The organism is Stenotrophomonas sp. FW305-3-2-15-E-LB1 (genome assembly GCF_058787375.1).
The window spans coordinates 1-15,119 of the sequence record NZ_JBYSZR010000030.1 but is presented as its reverse complement, the minus strand read 5'-3'; the positions used below and the strand labels follow the sequence as shown (position 1 = coordinate 15,119).

The 15,119-nt window shown below is 67.2% G+C and carries 18 protein-coding genes and 1 tRNA gene; 8 read left to right on the top strand and 11 right to left on the bottom strand.

The genetic code is table 11. From position 1 onward, the window contains the following. Nucleotides 1-105 precede the first annotated feature (105 nt). The 3 genes from queE to AC3WL7_RS17635 all read left to right on the top strand — a co-directional run bounded on the left by queE (nucleotide 106) and on the right by AC3WL7_RS17635 (nucleotide 1,820). Complete coding sequence (gene queE, locus AC3WL7_RS17645; RefSeq protein WP_108760530.1) at nucleotides 106-807, top strand: 7-carboxy-7-deazaguanine synthase QueE; 702 nt, start codon at nucleotides 106-108, stop codon at nucleotides 805-807. Nucleotides 808-885: 78 nt separating this feature from the next. Then, the gene (gene queC, locus AC3WL7_RS17640) at nucleotides 886-1,551 is read left to right on the top strand and encodes a 7-cyano-7-deazaguanine synthase QueC (RefSeq protein WP_079222889.1); all 666 of its coding nucleotides are present in this window, start codon (nucleotides 886-888) and stop codon (nucleotides 1,549-1,551) included. Between the two features lie 193 nt (nucleotides 1,552-1,744). After that, nucleotides 1,745-1,820, top strand: a tRNA-Lys gene (locus AC3WL7_RS17635). A gap of 69 nt (nucleotides 1,821-1,889) precedes the next feature. On the opposite strand, the gene AC3WL7_RS17630 is transcribed toward AC3WL7_RS17635, so the two are convergent. The 4 genes from AC3WL7_RS17630 to AC3WL7_RS17615 form a co-directional block, all read right to left on the bottom strand. Further along, nucleotides 1,890-2,441, bottom strand: coding sequence for a hypothetical protein (locus AC3WL7_RS17630; RefSeq protein WP_492752080.1), 552 nt, complete (start codon nucleotides 2,439-2,441; stop codon nucleotides 1,890-1,892). Between the two features lie 41 nt (nucleotides 2,442-2,482). Further along, a complete protein-coding gene (locus AC3WL7_RS17625; RefSeq protein ID WP_492752078.1) occupies nucleotides 2,483-2,914 on the bottom strand; it encodes a hypothetical protein in 432 nt (143 codons plus the stop codon). A gap of 59 nt (nucleotides 2,915-2,973) precedes the next feature. Next, the gene (locus tag AC3WL7_RS17620; RefSeq protein WP_492752076.1) at nucleotides 2,974-3,279 is read right to left on the bottom strand and encodes a hypothetical protein; all 306 of its coding nucleotides are present in this window, start codon (nucleotides 3,277-3,279) and stop codon (nucleotides 2,974-2,976) included. A 79-nt stretch (nucleotides 3,280-3,358) separates the two neighbouring features. Next, a complete protein-coding gene (locus AC3WL7_RS17615; RefSeq protein WP_492752074.1) occupies nucleotides 3,359-3,727 on the bottom strand; it encodes a hypothetical protein in 369 nt (122 codons plus the stop codon). Between the two features lie 877 nt (nucleotides 3,728-4,604). Here AC3WL7_RS17615 and AC3WL7_RS17610 point away from each other — a divergent pair. Genes AC3WL7_RS17610 through AC3WL7_RS17595 form a run of 4 tightly spaced genes read left to right on the top strand, consistent with a single transcriptional unit; the run spans nucleotide 4,605 to nucleotide 7,228 of the window. Then, nucleotides 4,605-5,456, top strand: a complete 852-nt coding sequence (locus tag AC3WL7_RS17610) for an alpha/beta hydrolase (RefSeq protein WP_492752071.1) — start codon at nucleotides 4,605-4,607, stop codon at nucleotides 5,454-5,456. Nucleotides 5,457-5,485: 29 nt separating this feature from the next. Further along, nucleotides 5,486-6,430 (top strand): alpha/beta hydrolase, encoded by a 945-nt coding sequence (locus AC3WL7_RS17605; protein ID WP_492752069.1) that lies wholly within the window; start codon nucleotides 5,486-5,488, stop codon nucleotides 6,428-6,430. A gap of 19 nt (nucleotides 6,431-6,449) precedes the next feature. After that, on the top strand, nucleotides 6,450-6,878 hold the full coding sequence (locus tag AC3WL7_RS17600) for an SMI1/KNR4 family protein (protein ID WP_492752066.1): 429 nt from the start codon (nucleotides 6,450-6,452) through the stop codon (nucleotides 6,876-6,878). Then, nucleotides 6,875-7,228 carry a DUF2750 domain-containing protein gene (locus AC3WL7_RS17595; RefSeq protein ID WP_079222883.1) on the top strand — a complete coding sequence of 118 codons (354 nt, stop codon included), beginning with the start codon at nucleotides 6,875-6,877 and terminating at the stop codon, nucleotides 7,226-7,228. Before AC3WL7_RS17600 ends, AC3WL7_RS17595 begins: the two co-directional genes overlap by 4 nt. A gap of 28 nt (nucleotides 7,229-7,256) precedes the next feature. Here the strand turns inward: AC3WL7_RS17595 and AC3WL7_RS17590 are convergent, their stop codons facing one another. Both AC3WL7_RS17590 and AC3WL7_RS17585 read right to left on the bottom strand, forming a co-directional pair. After that, nucleotides 7,257-7,679, bottom strand: a complete 423-nt coding sequence (locus tag AC3WL7_RS17590; RefSeq protein WP_108747225.1) for a response regulator — start codon at nucleotides 7,677-7,679, stop codon at nucleotides 7,257-7,259. Between the two features lie 82 nt (nucleotides 7,680-7,761). Next, entirely contained in the window at nucleotides 7,762-8,532 is a 771-nt protein-coding gene (locus AC3WL7_RS17585; RefSeq protein WP_492752057.1) for a CPBP family glutamic-type intramembrane protease, read from the bottom strand. 147 nt (nucleotides 8,533-8,679) lie between these two features. On the opposite strand from AC3WL7_RS17585, the gene AC3WL7_RS17580 reads away from it, so the two are divergent. Continuing rightward, nucleotides 8,680-8,991 (top strand): TFIIB-type zinc ribbon-containing protein, encoded by a 312-nt coding sequence (locus AC3WL7_RS17580; RefSeq protein ID WP_108760537.1) that lies wholly within the window; start codon nucleotides 8,680-8,682, stop codon nucleotides 8,989-8,991. A 65-nt stretch (nucleotides 8,992-9,056) separates the two neighbouring features. On the opposite strand, the gene AC3WL7_RS17575 is transcribed toward AC3WL7_RS17580, so the two are convergent. The 5 genes from AC3WL7_RS17575 to recQ all read right to left on the bottom strand — a co-directional run bounded on the left by AC3WL7_RS17575 (nucleotide 9,057) and on the right by recQ (nucleotide 14,828). Continuing rightward, the gene (locus tag AC3WL7_RS17575; protein WP_492752053.1) at nucleotides 9,057-9,569 is read right to left on the bottom strand and encodes a GNAT family N-acetyltransferase; all 513 of its coding nucleotides are present in this window, start codon (nucleotides 9,567-9,569) and stop codon (nucleotides 9,057-9,059) included. Between the two features lie 68 nt (nucleotides 9,570-9,637). Further along, the gene (locus AC3WL7_RS17570) at nucleotides 9,638-10,588 is read right to left on the bottom strand and encodes a copper resistance protein B (RefSeq protein WP_492752051.1); all 951 of its coding nucleotides are present in this window, start codon (nucleotides 10,586-10,588) and stop codon (nucleotides 9,638-9,640) included. Next, on the bottom strand, nucleotides 10,585-12,387 hold the full coding sequence (locus AC3WL7_RS17565; RefSeq protein WP_492752049.1) for a copper resistance system multicopper oxidase: 1,803 nt from the start codon (nucleotides 12,385-12,387) through the stop codon (nucleotides 10,585-10,587). The genes AC3WL7_RS17570 and AC3WL7_RS17565 overlap by 4 nt, the downstream gene beginning before the upstream one ends. Before the next feature lie 58 nt (nucleotides 12,388-12,445). Further along, nucleotides 12,446-12,826: a CopL family metal-binding regulatory protein gene (locus tag AC3WL7_RS17560; protein ID WP_492752047.1), complete on the bottom strand. Its 381-nt coding sequence runs from the start codon at nucleotides 12,824-12,826 to the stop codon at nucleotides 12,446-12,448. 196 nt (nucleotides 12,827-13,022) lie between these two features. Next, nucleotides 13,023-14,828, bottom strand: a complete 1,806-nt coding sequence (gene recQ / locus AC3WL7_RS17555) for a DNA helicase RecQ (protein ID WP_492752045.1) — start codon at nucleotides 14,826-14,828, stop codon at nucleotides 13,023-13,025. Nucleotides 14,829-15,119: the final 291 nt, after the last annotated feature.

Below are 15,119 nucleotides of genomic sequence, written 5' to 3'. Positions count from 1 at the left end.
TGCCGGGCGTACAATGCGTAACCTGTAGAGCCGAGCCCATGCTCGGCTGCTTTCGTTTCCGGCGCCTGCTGATCCGGCCGCCCGCCCCATGAAGAAGTGCCCGCCATGACCGCCGTTTCCCCGTCCGCCGCCGTCGCTACCCCCAGCGAGATCGTGCAGTCGCCGCTGCCCCGGCTGAAGATCACCGAGATCTTCACCTCGCTGCAGGGCGAGGCCGATACCGCCGGCTGGCCGACCGTGTTCGTGCGCCTGACTGGCTGCCCGCTGCGCTGCAACTACTGCGACACGGCCTACGCCTTCCACGGCGGCACCTGGTGGGATATCGACGACATCGTGGCCGAGGTGCTGGCCCAGGGCGTGCGTCATGTCTGCGTGACCGGCGGCGAGCCGCTGGCGCAGAAGCGTTGCCTGGTGCTGCTGCAGAAGCTGTGCGATGCCGGCATGGACGTCTCGCTGGAAACCTCCGGCGCGCTGGACGTCAGCGCGGTCGACCCGCGCGTGTCCCGCGTGGTCGACATCAAGACCCCGGGGTCGGCCGAAGCCGCGCGCAACCGCCTGGAAAACCTGCCGCTGCTGACCGCCCGCGACCAGATCAAGTTTGTCATCTGCAGCCGCGAGGATTACGACTGGGCCAAGGGCATGCTGGCCGAGCACGACCTGGTGAAGCGCTGCACCGTGTTCTTCTCGCCCAGCAAGGGCGAGATCACCGCGCGCCAGCTGGCCGACTGGATCGTCGAAGACCGGCTGCCGGTGCGCTTCCAGATGCAGCTGCACAAGATTCTGTGGAACGACGAGCCGGGCCGATGAGCCTGGGCGTGGTGCCCTGATGTAGTTCCGGCGCGGGACAGCGTGCTGGCTTTCCCCTCCCAACCGGATGTTTTACCCATGAAGAAGGCAGTCGTGCTTCTCTCCGGCGGCATGGATTCAGCCGCCGTCATCGCCATGGCCCAGGAACAGGGCTTTGCCGTGCATGCCCTGAGCGTGCGCTATGGCCAGCGCCACACCTCCGAGCTGGACGCCGCCGTGCGCGTGGCCAAGGCCCAGGGCGTCATCGCCCACAAGACCGTGGACGTGGACCTGCGCAGCATCGGCGGCTCGGCCCTGACCGATGACATCGACGTGCCCGAAGCGGGCGGCGAGGGCATCCCGGTCACCTACGTGCCGGCGCGCAACACCATCATGCTGTCGCTGGCCCTGGGCTGGGCCGAAGTGCTGGGTGCCAACGACATCTTCTGCGGCGTCAACGCCGTGGACTATTCGGGCTACCCGGATTGCCGCCCCGAGTTCATCGCCGCCTTCCAGGCGCTGGCCAACCTGGCCACCAAGTCGGGCGTGGAAGGGGCGGGCATCACCGTGCACGCACCGCTGCAGTTCCTCAGCAAGGCGCAGATCGTCACTGAAGGCGTGCGCCTGGGCGTGGATTTCGGCCTGACCGTGTCCTGCTACAACGCCGACGCCAATGGCGCCGCCTGCGGCCACTGCGATGCCTGCCGCCTGCGCGCGCAGGGCTTCACGGATGCCGGCGTAGCCGACCCGACGCTGTACGCCTGACGGCCCTTCAGTGGGTGCGAACTGCTCCCCCGGTGGGTGCGAACCGTTGGTTCGCACGCCCTCCGCCGGGCATGGCCCGGCGCTACCGGTGTGCTGTGGTAGGTGTGAACCGTTGGTTCGCACGCTTTTGCCTTCCCACCCAGCCATCAAAGTAGGTTAAAATGCCGACCCCGCCGAAAGGCAGGGCGTGCACGGGCCGTTAGCTCAGTCGGTAGAGCAGAAGACTTTTAATCTTTTGGTCGATGGTTCGAATCCATCACGGCCCACCAATGCATTCAAAGAGAAGACGCCCTTGGGCGTCTTTTTTTTGCTCCGCAATCCGCCTCCCCGGTGCTCGGCTAGCGCTTGATGTCCGCAGCGATGGCCAGGATTTCCCGGTGGCGGATATCCGCGGCATTCCACACGGCGAACTGTTCCTCCTCGTTCGCGCCGGGGCCGGTAGCGATGACGAAGTGGAACGTGCTTGCCGTGCCGGACAGCACGCGGGGGATCCGGGTTTCCAGTGCGCTGGGAAGATACTGCGTGGGGTAGGGGTCTTCCTGGAATCCACACGCAGGAAGACGCCAGCGAAGGACATCGACGTCTTCAGTCCCAATGACAAGCACGCTGTCGCCCAGCGTCCAGCATTGCGCGTCGACCCATTCGCCGCTATCCGCATCGCCCGCAACATCGGGCTCAGTGGCCCACCCACAGGAGAAAACGAGATCCTGGAGGTCGCGCGACGGTGAGATCGAGAGAAGTGCGGCCTTCACCTCGCAGGCTTCGGTTCCGATCGCGCGCGCGTTGCCCTCAACGGGGAGAAGCCGGATCGACACGCCGTCTGTAACAGGCTCGCCCAGGTGATCGGTCACGCGGCAGATGAGCGTGCCGAGCGGGGTTTCAAAGGTCACGGATGCGGATGGCTGCATGGTGGGCCGGCGCCTGGCTTGCCTTACCGATTGCCGTTGTTGCCTGCAGCCGGGTCTGCGCCGGTGGCCTTTCGATCCACCTTCGGCTGCATTGCAGCCTCCGCCGCAGCCGCCGCATCAATGGCCGCCGCCTCCGCTGCCGCCGCCGCACTCCCAGCAGTCTCGGTCTGCGGCTTCCCTTCCGCCGCCTCTGCAATCGCCACCGCCTCGGCAAGCTGTGCCAGTTCGGCGTTGACCGCATCGCGACGCGCCTGCTGCTGTTGGTTGTGATACTGGCGCTCGCTCTCCTGTGAGGCAGCGAAGCTGTCCGGATGTTTGGCGGCACAGGCCTGCTCCACCAGCAGCACGGCACGGTCAGTCATCCCGGAATGGGTGTCAGCCAGCACGCAATCCGCGTACGGCGCGGATGCGGCAGAGCCTGCGGCCAGCGCGGCGATGATGAATGCATTCAACATACGTACCTCCTTGCAGGCAGAGTGCTGACTCTACCTCGATCGCTGGGCCGATCGCCGATCTACTCTGCTTCTGCTGCCTTGGCGCGATCTGCCGCCGCCTGCGCGGCTGCCGCCGCCGCATTGGCAGACCGCGCCGCCGCAGCATGATCCGCATCGAACTGTGCCTGTCGCTGCACACTCTGTCGGCGCTCAAGCTCAATCGCGTCGGCGTAACTGGCGGGGTACTTCGCGGCACAGGCATGCTGTACCAGCAGCACGGCACGGTCACTCAGGCCGGGCTGGATGTTGGCCAGTACGCAATCGGCATACGGCGAGGATGAGGCCGGGCCTGCGGCCAGTGCGGCGATGATCAGTGCATTGAACAATGCGAACCTCCTTGTAATTGACGACTTGACTGTACATCGGTCCGGCCCACGCAGGGGCCGGCGTGCGATGGCGATGCGGCTACTGCGGCCGGATATCCCGGCACACCAGTTCGGCCAGGCCGCGGCAGGCCAGCAACATGCCGTCCACCACGCCCTCATCCAGGTGCCGATCAGGCGTTGCCAGCACGCGGCAGCGTTCGGCGGCGTGCAGCATTTCCGCCACGGTCAGCATGCCGACGGCGGCGCGCTCGACACGCGCGAGGTCCTGCGCGCGGCCGGGCAGCAGCTTGGGTTCCGGCCAGCACAGGCCGTCGGCGGCGTCTCCATCGCGGATGCGTTTGAGGCATCCCAAGAAGGTGCTCAGGTCAGGGGCAGGATTGCCGTCATTGGCGGCCTCGTTGACGACGGTGTGGATGGAGCGGGACGCTTGGGGCGGACGCGGGTTCATCTCGTTTTCCTCGGCACTAGGGCGGAAACGCCACCGCGCGGGTGCGGGTGGCGGACGGTACGTGGCTGCAAGCCCGGAAGACAAATCGCAATTTACCGGCGGGTCCAAAGACCCCCACGCACCGCCCGCCATAAAGGCCGACGGATCACCCGCCGGCACGGTCCGGAGACAGTGCCGACGGGTGAGCGCAAACAACATGCGATTTGTCTCCCCGGGCTTGCAGGCCCGGTGCCACCCGTTGTCGGTGGCACAGCATGTTGGTTACGCCCGCGCCTGGATTTCAATCGGAGTTTTCTGAAACTCCGCCGAGTGCAGGCGCTTACAAGTATTGTCGCAGGCGCGTTTGGCGCAGCAAACGACAGGACGCGACGTATCTGCTGGGACGCGTGGCGGATCGCGCTGAGAAATGGCGTAAATCGCAGTGTGCGGGCCATTCGGTGTGAAGCTGCTCGTGTATGGCTGGCTTCAATATTTCTTTCGAAGGCGGTCGGGCGAGCGCGTCTGGCGGCTGATTTTCAGTGCAGATGCGACAGGGGTGCGGCGATTGTTGCTGCGCCAACGGCAGCCGAGCGTGGGCTCGGCTCTACCGGGGGATGTCGCGTGGTGGGGCATCCACGCATGGCGTGGATCTACTGGCGTCGGTCAAGGCATCCACGCATGGCGTGGATCTACTTGCGTCGGTTGAGGACAATCGCTGCGATCACGCCGGCGATCCCGAGCGGGATCAGGATGACCGCCAGAAGGATGAGCCAATGCCAGATGCTGAATCCACCCATGTTCCAACTCCTTGTAGGAAACAATGCAGGGTAGCATCGCACAGCGCCATCGCCGCCAAGAGCGCGTTATGCTCGGCATCTTTCCCAGGATGGGTTGTTCCATGCGCTTGATCATGCTGTCGCTGCTGTTGTCCGCCGTCGCTGCTACGCCGCTGTGGGCTGCCGAGCCGGCACCGGCTGCACAGGCAGCGCCGGCCACGCCGCTGGTGATTGGTGAAACCTTCACCCTCGAATCGAAGGCGCTGGGCGAAACCCGCCGCATCAACGTGTACCGTCCGCAGCCCTGGGGCCTGGACCCGAAGACACCGCTGCCGGTGCTGTACATGCCCGACGGTGGCATCGGTGAGGATTTCCTGCACGTGGCCGGCCTGGTGCAGGTGCTGAGCGGCAACGACAGCATGCGCCCGTTCCTGCTGGTGGGCATCGAGAACACCGAGCGCCGCCGCGACATGACCGGCCCCAGCAGCGACCCGGAAGACAGGAAGATCGCACCGCGCATTGGCGGCTCGGCGGCCTACCGCACCTTCCTGCGTGACGAACTGATGCCGCAGGTGCGCCAGCGTTACCCGACCACCGACGAGCGCGCCCTGATCGGCGAATCGCTGGCCGGCCTGTTCGTGGTGGAAACGCTGCTGCAGGAGCCGACCCTGTTCAACAGCTATATCGCGCTGGACCCGAGCCTGTGGTGGAACAAGGGCGCGTTGCTGGCCTCGGCACCGAAGCTGCTGCCGGCGGTGGCCAAGGCCACGCCGCGCGTATTCGTTGCAAGCAGTGGCCAGCCGGAGTTGGCGCAGACTGCGCTGCAACTGACGACGCTGTTGCAGGGCGTCTCGCCCTCGCTGCAGGTCGACTATCAGCCGTTCCCGCAGGAAACCCACGGCACGATCTACCACCCGGCGGCGCTGCAGGCGCTGCGCACGCTGTTCCCGGCGCACCCGCCGGCGCAGCCTTGATCGCGCCGATGGCCACAGGAGAAACGCGGATGAAGCACGGACGTGGATGGAGTGCGCTGATGTGCCTGGCACTGGCCGGGTGCGCGATGTCGGTGACACCACCGGCGGCGCAGGACACAGCGAAGCAGGATCCGGCAGCAGCCACCGCTACGCCTGGCGTGGTGCTGCCCGATACCGAAGCGCTGCGCGTGCACGACCCGGTCGGCCGCGACTACCCGATCTGGGTTGCGCTGCCGGCCGACTACGCCGCACACCCTGAAAAGCGCTACCCGGTGCTGTACGTGACCGATGCGCTGTACAGCTTTCCGCTGGTGCGCAGCGTGCGCAACCTGGTGGGGCAGCAGGGCGTGAACATCGAGAACTTCATCCTGGTCGGGCTGCCGCCGCAGGAAGGGCTGACGTCCAAGCAGAGCCGCTCGCGTGATTACACGCCCAGCAATCCGGTGCGGAGGGCTGACGGTTACTACAGTGATGACGTCACCTACGGCGGTGCCGAGCATTACCGCGACTTCCTGGCCGCAGAGGTGCTGCCGATGATCGACGCGCGCTACCGCACCGATCCGGCGCGACGTGCGTTTGCCGGCCATTCCTATGGCGCGTTGTTTGGCGCTTATGTGCTCACCACCCAGCCGGACCTGTTCAGCACCTACATCCTGTCGAGTCCTTCGCTGTGGTTCGACGAACTGCTGCTGCCGCGCATGCAGGACAACGCCGTGGTTCCGGCACAGCCGACCCGCGTGCTGCTGTCGGTGGGCAGCTACGAAACGGTCAAGCCGGGGCCGCGCTATTCCACCGGCAACGACATGCTGCAGCAGGCCGCGGACTTCACTGCCCAGCTGCAGCGTGGTGGCCGCAAGCTGCAGGTGGACAACGTGGTGATCGATGGTGAGGACCACCTGACGGTCTACCCGCGGGTGATCACCCGCGCGCTGCTGGAGGTGATGCCGGGTGAGGGGCCGTACACCGGTGGCTGAGGATCATGGGTGCGAGCCAATGCCGCCCGAACTGGTTGCCAGGGTGGAAGCCCTGCTGGCTGAGCATCCCAGCCTGCGCGGGCAACCGGCAACGGACGCCGAGATCGAAGCGGCCCAGCAGATACTCGGTACCGTGTTTGCGCCGCAGTACGTGGCCTTCATCAAGCACTTCGGCGGTTCGTTCGGCGGCGTGGATATTCATGCGTTCGCGAACGGTTCGTTGATCGGGCGTGAGACCGTGACCGAGCTGACCCTGGGGTTCCGTGAGCGTTACGGCGACGACGTGTCGGATCACCTGCGCACTGCGCTGGCTGTTTCCGATGATGGTGCCGGTAATCCTGTTCTGATATCTGCCCGAGGTGAAATCATGCTTTACCTGCACGATGAGGGGGGGGTGGAAATGCTCTTCCCCTCGCTGTACGACATGATGGACGCGTGGCTGCCATGAGCCTGCACCTGACGGCCGACATGGAACTGCTGAAAGAGCGCTTCATCCGCCGCGTGCGCGAGCATGGCGAGGTGTGGGGCCTGCGCAGCGAGGCGCGCGGCTGGGCGTACTGCCCCTCCAATGACGGTGACGAGGACGTGCTGGTGTTCTGGTCCGACCGTGCATATGCCGCACGGCATGCGGTGGACGAGTGGGCGGATTACGTGCCCACCGTCATTGCGCTGGAGGCCTTCATGCAGCGCTGGCTGCCGGGCATGCAGCGCGACGGTGCCCTGGCCGGTGTCAATTTCAATGCTGATCTGGCGGGCCTGGAACTCCGCCCCGAGGTCCTGCTGGAAGCGCTGCGGTAGATCCACGCCACGCGTGGATCAATGGGCCTTACGCCGCCTGCGCGTCCGGCCCGGTCAACACGCCGGCATCGGCGTGGCGGAAGCACAGCCGGATGGCATCCAGCAGCTCGCTCATGTTGTACGGCTTGGGTAGGAAATGGATGCCATCGCGCAGCTGCGGCAGCACGGCGTGCTGGTCCATGCCCGAGGTGACCAGGATCGGCAGCTGCGGGTACAGCCCACGCACGTGATTGGCGGCCTCGATGCCGCTCACCAGGCCAAGGTTGACGTCGGTGAACAGCAAGTCGAAGCGCTCGCCGGCGGCCAGCAGGCCCAGCGCCGCTTCGGCCGAGCTCACGCCCACCACGTGGCACGCCTGGCTCTCCAGCGCCATGCGGCTCAGCTCGCGGGTTTCCTCGGCGTCCTCGATCAGCAGGACGCGGGGCTCTACGTGGCGCTTGGACAGCAACATGACGCGACAACTCCGGACAGCGTTTGGTGAAAAGGCGCGCAAGTATGCTCGACCGTGGGGTGATCCCGGCGTGCAGGGTTGGCTAAGGCGGCGTTACAGCACGCTTTCGACGTACATGCTGGCCTAATACGACAACGGCGAGCACGGCCGTGCCGATGCGCAGGCTGGTGGCCTGCCAGCCCAGGGCGACTGCATCGTCGAGGCTGAACACGTTCCAGGCCAGGTTCATCGACACGTGCAGGGCCAGGCCGCACCACAGAGTGTCGCCGTCCAGATGGTCGAGCCAGGCGAAGATGAATCCGCCCAGGGCGATGACCGCGCCGACGAACAGGGCCACGCCGCCGCCCTCGAAGCCGCCGAAGCCCAGCCAGTGCACCATGCCGAACAGCAGCGCCTGCGGCAGTGCCAGCAGGGGCCACGGGCCGCGCACGATCTTCACCAGCAGCACGAAGCCGAGGCCACGGAACAGGACTTCCTCGGCCAACGGGAACAGGACGGCCAGCATGCTGGCGTCCAGCGTGGTCAGTGCAGTGTTGGGCGACCCCAGCATGGCCAGGCCCAGCCAGCACGGCAGGCTGGCCAGCAGCACCCAGACCGGTCCGCTGGCGCCGTTCCAGCGCAGGCCGAGGCTTGCCGCCAGACCCACGCCACGGGGGCGCAGCAGGGCGGCAAGCAGCACTGCCAGCAGTACGGCCAAGGCGTTATCGAGCAGGCTGCCGCCATAGGGCATGGGCAACGCCGGGATGGGCAGGCCCACGGCGGCAGTGAGGTCACGCAGGTTCAGGCCGAGGCCGACGCAGAGAAGCACCAGCAGCACGCGAGCGGCGGTAGGCAGGCGGGAGGACGAGGACATGGACACATTCCTTGCGGGATGAAGCCGCAGTGTGTGCGGCCGGCCGTGCGCGGGCACGCGCCGTTAGTCCCTGTGCCATCGGTCATGTTGCCGGACAGTCATCGACCCACAGGTACAGTCGAAGGCTGACCAACAGGAGCGACGCCCATGCAGTGCCCCGTGTGTACCACCCAGACCCTGCAGATGGCCGAGCGCCACGGCATCGAGATCGACTATTGCCCGGGCTGCCGTGGCGTGTGGCTGGATCGTGGCGAGCTGGACAAGATCATCGAGCGTGCCGGCGCTGCAGTGCCGCCGCCGGCCCCGGTGCAGGCCGCGCCGCAGGTTGCGCCGCCGCCGGTGATGCATCGCGATACCCGCCATCTTGGCCAGCGCCAGGATGAGCACCGTGGGCAGTACGGCCACGGTTACAAGAAAAAGAAGAAAGAGAGCTTCCTGTCGGAGCTGTTCGACTTCTGACGCTGTCTGTAGAGTCGAGCCGTGCTCGACTGGCTGTTGCCGGCAGCAGTCGAGCAAGTTCGACTCTACGGGCGGCGCAGGATGAACTCGCGGTCCAGCGTGCTGCCGACGATGAAGTCGTACTCGCCGGCCCTCTCGCAGCCGTAGCGCGCGTAGAAGCGCTGCGCGGCGAAGTTCTCCTCCCACACGCCCACCCACAGGGTGCGGTGCCGGGGCTGGTCCAGCCAGGCGATGAACGCATCCATCAGGCGCGCGCCATGCCCGCCGTTCTGGTGGGTGGCGAGGATGTACAGCCGCTTCAGTTCGATGTCGCCCTCGCGTGCATCGGCATGCGGCAGGGTGTTGGCACCGGCGGCCAGGTAGCCGACCACACGCTCGCCATCCAGCAGCAGCCAGACCGCGCTGCGCGGGTCGGACAGTTCCTCGCGCTGCGGCGCGATGCCGTAGTGGTCCTGCAGGAACACGTCCAGCTCCTGCGGCGGGTACGAATCACCCCAGGTTTCGGTGTAGGTGGCAATGGCGATGGCCGAAAGCGCTTCGGCATCGGCCAGGGTGGCGCGGCGGATCTGCAGGGACATGGCGGTGTGTGGAATGGAACGCGGCGCAGTGTAGCTGGCCCCGGCAGTTGCCGGGGCCGTGCAGTGGGTCAGAACCACATGCGCACACCGGCCACCCAGCGCGTGTCGCGCGCGTGGTCACCGGCATGGTCGGCAGCATCGCCGAAACTGCGCTCGTGGCTGATGCCGATGTAGGGCGCGAAGCGGCGGCTGAACTCGTAGCGCAGGCGCAGGCCGGTCTCGACCTTGTTCAGGCCGCGGCCGATGCCATGTTCCGGTTCGTCCTTGGCTGCCAGCGTGGCTTCCACCAGCGGCTGCAGGATCAGCCGGTTGGTCAGCAGCACCTCGTACTCCACTTCGGCCTTGGCCAGCACCTGCCCGCCGGAGCCCAGGTAGAGCGTGGCCGAGCTTTCGAACTTGTACGGCGCCAGGCCCTGGATGCCGATGGCGGCCCAGGTGCGCGAATCGGCCGGGCGGAAATCCTGGCGCACGCCCACCAGCACGTCCCACCACGGCGACACGCTGCGGCCGTACAGCGCTTCCAGCGAGGAGGACTCGGTGCGGCTGCCACTGCGCTCACCCTCGCTGCGCAGCCACAGGCGGTTGATGTTGCCGCCGATCCAGCCGGTGGCCTCCCAGGCCTGGCCATCACCGTTCCTGCCGTCCCAGTGTTCCAGGCGATCGATCAGCAGCAGGCTGTTGATGTCCGGGGCGTGTTCCATGGCGCCGTGGTCGATGGGCGGGAAGGCGGCAGCGCGGTCGGCATCGGTGGGCACCGGAATGGGCTCGCGGGGTTCGCTGGGCGCGGGCATGGGCATGTCGTGACCCATTGCCGAATGGTCCATCTGCGAATGATCCATCGCGCCATGGTCCATGCTCGAATGATCCATCTTCGAGTGGTCCATCTTCGAGTGATCGACTGGGGCCGATGTGGGCGTGGTCATGTCATGGCCGGCATGCGCGTCATGCGACTGCGCGAACGCAGGCAGGGCAGCGGCCAGGCCCAGGGCCAGCAGGCTGCGGGAGAGGTGACGGCTCATTCTTCGATCCTCACTTCGCGCATCATGCCTGCTTCCATGTGGTACAGCAGGTGGCAGTGGTAGGCCCAGCGGCCGAGTGCATCGGCGCGCACGCGGTAGCTGCGGCGGGTGCCCGGCGGCATGTCCACGGTGTGCTTGCGCACCTGGAATTCACCCTGTGCGTTTTCCACGTCGCTCCACACGCCGTGCAGATGAATCGGGTGCTGCATCATCGTGTCGTTGACCAGCACGATGCGCATGCGCTCGCCGTAGTTCAACCGCAGCGGTTCGGCGCTGGCGAAGGGAATGCCGTCGAACGACCAGGCGAATTTTTCCATGTGCCCGGTCAGGTGCAGCTCGATCTCGCGGCTCGGCTCGCGGCCATCGGGGTCTTCGAACAGGCTGTGCATGGCGCCGTAGGTGAGCACCTGGCGGCCGTTGTCGCGCAGGCCGATGCCGGGGTCATCCAGCTTGGGTTCGCTGGCCGAGCTCTGCATGTCCACCAGCGGGTTGTTGCGTTCGCTGGCCGGGTGCTGCGGTGCCTTGCTGGTGCTGTCGCCGCCATGCGCGCCGTGGCCCATGCTGGCGCCGCAGCCGCCCTCCATGCCCTTCATGGCGGCCATGTCGTGGCCGCCGTGGCCACTCATGTCATGGCCCATGTCGGACATCGTCAGCAGCGGGCGCGGGTCGCGCTGCGGCACCGGTGCCTGCAGGCCATGGCGCACGGCCAGGGTGCCTGCGGCGAAGCCGGTGCGGCCCATGTCCTGGCAGAAAATGGTGAAGGCGTCCTGCCCGGTCGGTTCCACCAGCACGTCATAGGTCTCGGCCGGGGCGATGCGGAATTCATCGATGCTGACCGGGTGGATGTACTGGCCGTCGGCGGCGACCACGGTCATCTTCAGGCCGGGGATGCGCACGTCGAAGTAGGTCATCGAGGCGCCGTTGATGAAGCGCAGCAGCACCTTCTCGCCGCTGCGGAACAGCCCGGTCCAGTTGCCGGCCGGCGCCGTGCCGTTCATCAGGTAGGTGTAGGTGTGCGCGTTGACGTCGGAGATGTCGGTGGGCGTCATCCGCATGCGGCCCCACATGCCACGGTCTGCCACGGCGGCCGACCAGCCATCGCGGCGCACGTCGCGCACGAAGTCGGGCAGGGTGCGCTTGTAGTAGTTGTCGTGCTCGGCCAGCTTCTTCATGCGCCGGAACAGCGCGCCCGGGTCCATGTCGGTCCAGTCCGAGAGCAGGATCACGTGCTCGCGGTCGTGGTGGTAGGGCGGCGGTTCGGCCGGGTCGATGATGAGCGCGCCGTACAGGCCGGCCTGCTCCTGGAACATCGAATGGCTGTGGTACCAGTAGGTGCCCGACTGCCTCAGCTGGAAGTGGTAGTGGTAGGTCTCGCCGGGGCCGATGCCGTTGAAGCTGAGGCCGGGCACGCCGTCCATGTTGGCCGGCAGCAGGATGCCGTGCCAGTGGATGGAGGTGGGGTGGCGGTCGAGCGTGTTGCGCACGAACAGGTCTACGGTTTGGCCTTCGCGCCAGCGCAGGATGGGCGCGGGCAGCGAGCCGTTGACGGTGATGGCCGGGCGGGTGCGGCCGGTGAAGTTGGCCAGCGACTCGCCGATGGCCAGCTCGATGCGGGTATCGGTCAGCACGGCGGGCGCGCCGGCCAGGCGCGGGGTGGCGCTGGCCGCGGCAAGCGCTCGCTGCGGCACGCCGATGGCGGTGGCGCCGGCCACTACGCCACCAGCGGCCAGGCCCTGTACGAACAGGCGGCGCGACGGCATGGGCAGGCCGCCCGGGCCGGGGGGAATGCGGGTATTCATGGGGTGACTCCAGACACGGGAAGGCGCCGGCAGGAAGCCGGCAGCGGTACGCGTGGAATCAGCCGATGGGAGGGCGTGAGATGGGCGGCAGCGGCGGTGCCGGGCGGCCAGCGCCGGGCATCGGCTGCGGGGCCAGCGACAAGGCCGGGCCGGCCAGGAACGGCTGCGGCTGCACGGCCAGCAACGGGTGCTGGGCGCAGCTGCGCACGCAGTCCTTGATCTGGCAGTGGGCATCGTGGGCCGGAGCTTCGGCCTGGGGCGCGGGCTCGCCCTTCATGCCGGCGTGGTGATGGCAATCGCCCTCGGCCGCGTCTGCGGCGGCCATGGCGTGCGCCATCTGGCCCATCTGCTCGTGCCCGCTGGCCATGGCCGCGTTCAGCCCGTTGAGCAACAGGCTGAGCATGAGCACGACGCGGAGCAGGGTCGAGGCGAGGGACATGGGCGTCAATCTAGCGGCAAGCGGCGCGCGATGCACTTCTTGCTGAATGGCGCGTTCAAGGTTGGAGCAGCACCAATGTAGAGCCGAACCCATGCTCGGCTGCTTCTGCGGCAACGGCAGCCGAGCGTGGGCTCGGCTCTACAAAGGCATGCAACACGGTAGGCGACGCAGCGCGAAGCGCGGCCGGACAGAACGGTCACCCTTCCTCGCGCACGATTTCCACCAGGCGAGGGCCGTAGCGGCTCAGCTTGGTGCCGCCGATGCCGCCGACCCGGGCCAGTTCGTCCAGGCTGGTCGGCCGCTGTTCGGCGATGTTGCGCAGGGTGCTGTCGTGGAAGATCACGAAGGCCGGCACGTTCTGTTCGCGCGCCAGCTCGCCCCGCAGGCTGCGCAGGGCGTTGAACAGGGCCAGGTCCTGCGGCAGCACCGACAGGCCGGTGCGCTGCGCGCTGCGCTCGCGGCCGCCGCTGGTGCTGGCGGCATCGCGGCGCATGCTGATCTGGCGGCGGCCGGTCAGCACGTCACGGCTGGCGTCGGTCAGGCGCAGGCCGCCATGGCCCTCGCTGTCCACTTCCAGCATGCTGGCCGCCACCAGCTGGCGGAACACGCTGCGCCACGTGCGCGCATCCAGGTCGCGGCCGATGGCATAGGTGCTCAGCTTGTCGTGGCCCTGCTGCTTGATCTTCTCGTTCTCGCTGCCGCGCAGGATGTCGATCAGGTGGCCGACGCCGAAGCGCTGGCCGCTGCGGTAGACACAGCTCAGTGCCTTCTGCGCGGGGACGGTGGCATCCCAGGCGGCCGGCGGGGTCAGGCAGTTGTCGCAGTTGCCGCAGGGCTGCGGGTAGGTTTCGCCGAAGCCGGCCAGCAGCACCTGGCGGCGGCACTGCATGGATTCGCAGTAGCCCAGCAGGTGGTCCAGCTTGGACCGCTCCAGCTGCTTGCGTTCCTCGCTGGCCTCGGACTGCTCGATCATCTGCTTGAGCAGCACCACATCGCCCAGGCCGTAGCACAGCCAGGCCTCGGCGGCCTCGCCATCGCGGCCGGCGCGGCCGGTTTCCTGGTAGTAGCCTTCCATCGACTTGGGCAGGTCGGTATGCGCCACAAAGCGCACGTCCGGCTTGTCGATGCCCATGCCGAAGGCGATGGTGGCGCACATGACGATGCCGTCTTCGCGCAGGAAGCGGCGCTGGTTGTTGGCCCGCACCTCCGGCGGCAGGCCGGCGTGGTAGGGCAGGGCATTGAAACCCTGGCTGCAGAGGAATTCGGCGGTCTCCTCGACCTTGCGCCGCGACATGCAGTAGACGATGCCGGCCTCGCTGCGGTGGCCGCGCAGGAAATCGGTCAGCTGCTTGCGGGCGTTGTCCTTCTGCACCACGGTGTAGCGGATGTTGGGGCGGTCGAAGGAGCTGACGAAGTGCCGTGCCTCGGCCAGGTCCAGGCGCTCGGCGATCTCGCGCTGGGTGGGCGGGTCGGCGGTGGCGGTGAGGGCGATGCGCGGAATATCCGGCCAGCGCTCGTGCAGGACGGTCAGCTGGCGGTACTCGGGGCGGAAATCGTGGCCCCACTGCGACACGCAGTGCGCCTCGTCGATGGCGAACAGGGCGATGTGGCTGCGCGAGAGCAGGGACAGGAAGCGGCCGGTCAGCAGGCGCTCGGGGGCGACATAGAGCATGTCCAGTTCGCCGGCCAGCAGCTCGCGCTCGACGCGGGCGGCGGTTTCGCCATCCAGGGTCGAGTTCAGGTATTCGGCGCGCACGCCGAGCTGGCGCAGGGCTTCGACCTGGTCCTGCATGAGCGCGATGAGCGGGGAGATGACGATGCCGACGCCATCGCGCAGCAGGGCCGGGACCTGGTAGCACAGCGACTTGCCGCCGCCGGTGGGCATGAGGACCAGGGCGTCATGACCGGCAGCCACGTGCTCCACGATGTCCTGCTGGGGACCACGGAAATCGTCGTAACCAAAGACGCGTTGGAGCAGTTCGTGCGCGGGACGGGAAGCCATCCGGCTAGTTTACCTCCCGGAGGCGGCGGCAGGGCTGCGCCCTGCACCTGCTCAATGCAACGGCCAAAGCCAAAGCCAAAGCGGCATTCCGTGGGATGGCGGGGCGGTGTGGGTGGTCAGGACACGCCGTAAACCCATCCATGGGGGCTCGTAGGCGCCATCCATGGCGCCTGCGGTCCTGCCCACCCACACCGCCCCGCCCCTGACAGTTTCATGCGGCTGTTGGTGGGTGCCGACCGTTGGTCGGCACATCTGTCAGATATCGATATCCAACCCCGTGCCGACCAACGG

What these genes read in the sequence shown, in the direction of transcription:
- AC3WL7_RS17560 (WP_492752047.1), bottom strand. Translation starts at nt 12,826, where the DNA reads ATGTCCCTCGCCTCGACCCTGCTCCGCGTCGTGCTCATGCTCAGCCTG.
- AC3WL7_RS17570 (WP_492752051.1), bottom strand. Translation starts at nt 10,588, where the DNA reads ATGAGCCGTCACCTCTCCCGCAGCCTGCTGGCCCTGGGCCTGGCCGCT.
- AC3WL7_RS17595 (WP_079222883.1), top strand. Translation starts at nt 6,875, where the DNA reads ATGAGCCTGCACCTGACGGCCGACATGGAACTGCTGAAAGAGCGCTTC.
- recQ (WP_492752045.1), bottom strand. Translation starts at nt 14,828, where the DNA reads ATGGCTTCCCGTCCCGCGCACGAACTGCTCCAACGCGTCTTTGGTTAC.
- AC3WL7_RS17590 (WP_108747225.1), bottom strand. Translation starts at nt 7,679, where the DNA reads ATGTTGCTGTCCAAGCGCCACGTAGAGCCCCGCGTCCTGCTGATCGAG.
- AC3WL7_RS17615 (WP_492752074.1), bottom strand. Translation starts at nt 3,727, where the DNA reads ATGAACCCGCGTCCGCCCCAAGCGTCCCGCTCCATCCACACCGTCGTC.
- AC3WL7_RS17580 (WP_108760537.1), top strand. Translation starts at nt 8,680, where the DNA reads ATGCAGTGCCCCGTGTGTACCACCCAGACCCTGCAGATGGCCGAGCGC.
- AC3WL7_RS17610 (WP_492752071.1), top strand. Translation starts at nt 4,605, where the DNA reads ATGCGCTTGATCATGCTGTCGCTGCTGTTGTCCGCCGTCGCTGCTACG.
- AC3WL7_RS17575 (WP_492752053.1), bottom strand. Translation starts at nt 9,569, where the DNA reads ATGTCCCTGCAGATCCGCCGCGCCACCCTGGCCGATGCCGAAGCGCTT.
- queC (WP_079222889.1), top strand. Translation starts at nt 886, where the DNA reads ATGAAGAAGGCAGTCGTGCTTCTCTCCGGCGGCATGGATTCAGCCGCC.
- AC3WL7_RS17625 (WP_492752078.1), bottom strand. Translation starts at nt 2,914, where the DNA reads ATGTTGAATGCATTCATCATCGCCGCGCTGGCCGCAGGCTCTGCCGCA.
- AC3WL7_RS17605 (WP_492752069.1), top strand. Translation starts at nt 5,486, where the DNA reads ATGAAGCACGGACGTGGATGGAGTGCGCTGATGTGCCTGGCACTGGCC.
- AC3WL7_RS17600 (WP_492752066.1), top strand. Translation starts at nt 6,450, where the DNA reads ATGCCGCCCGAACTGGTTGCCAGGGTGGAAGCCCTGCTGGCTGAGCAT.
- AC3WL7_RS17585 (WP_492752057.1), bottom strand. Translation starts at nt 8,532, where the DNA reads ATGTCCTCGTCCTCCCGCCTGCCTACCGCCGCTCGCGTGCTGCTGGTG.
- AC3WL7_RS17565 (WP_492752049.1), bottom strand. Translation starts at nt 12,387, where the DNA reads ATGAATACCCGCATTCCCCCCGGCCCGGGCGGCCTGCCCATGCCGTCG.
- queE (WP_108760530.1), top strand. Translation starts at nt 106, where the DNA reads ATGACCGCCGTTTCCCCGTCCGCCGCCGTCGCTACCCCCAGCGAGATC.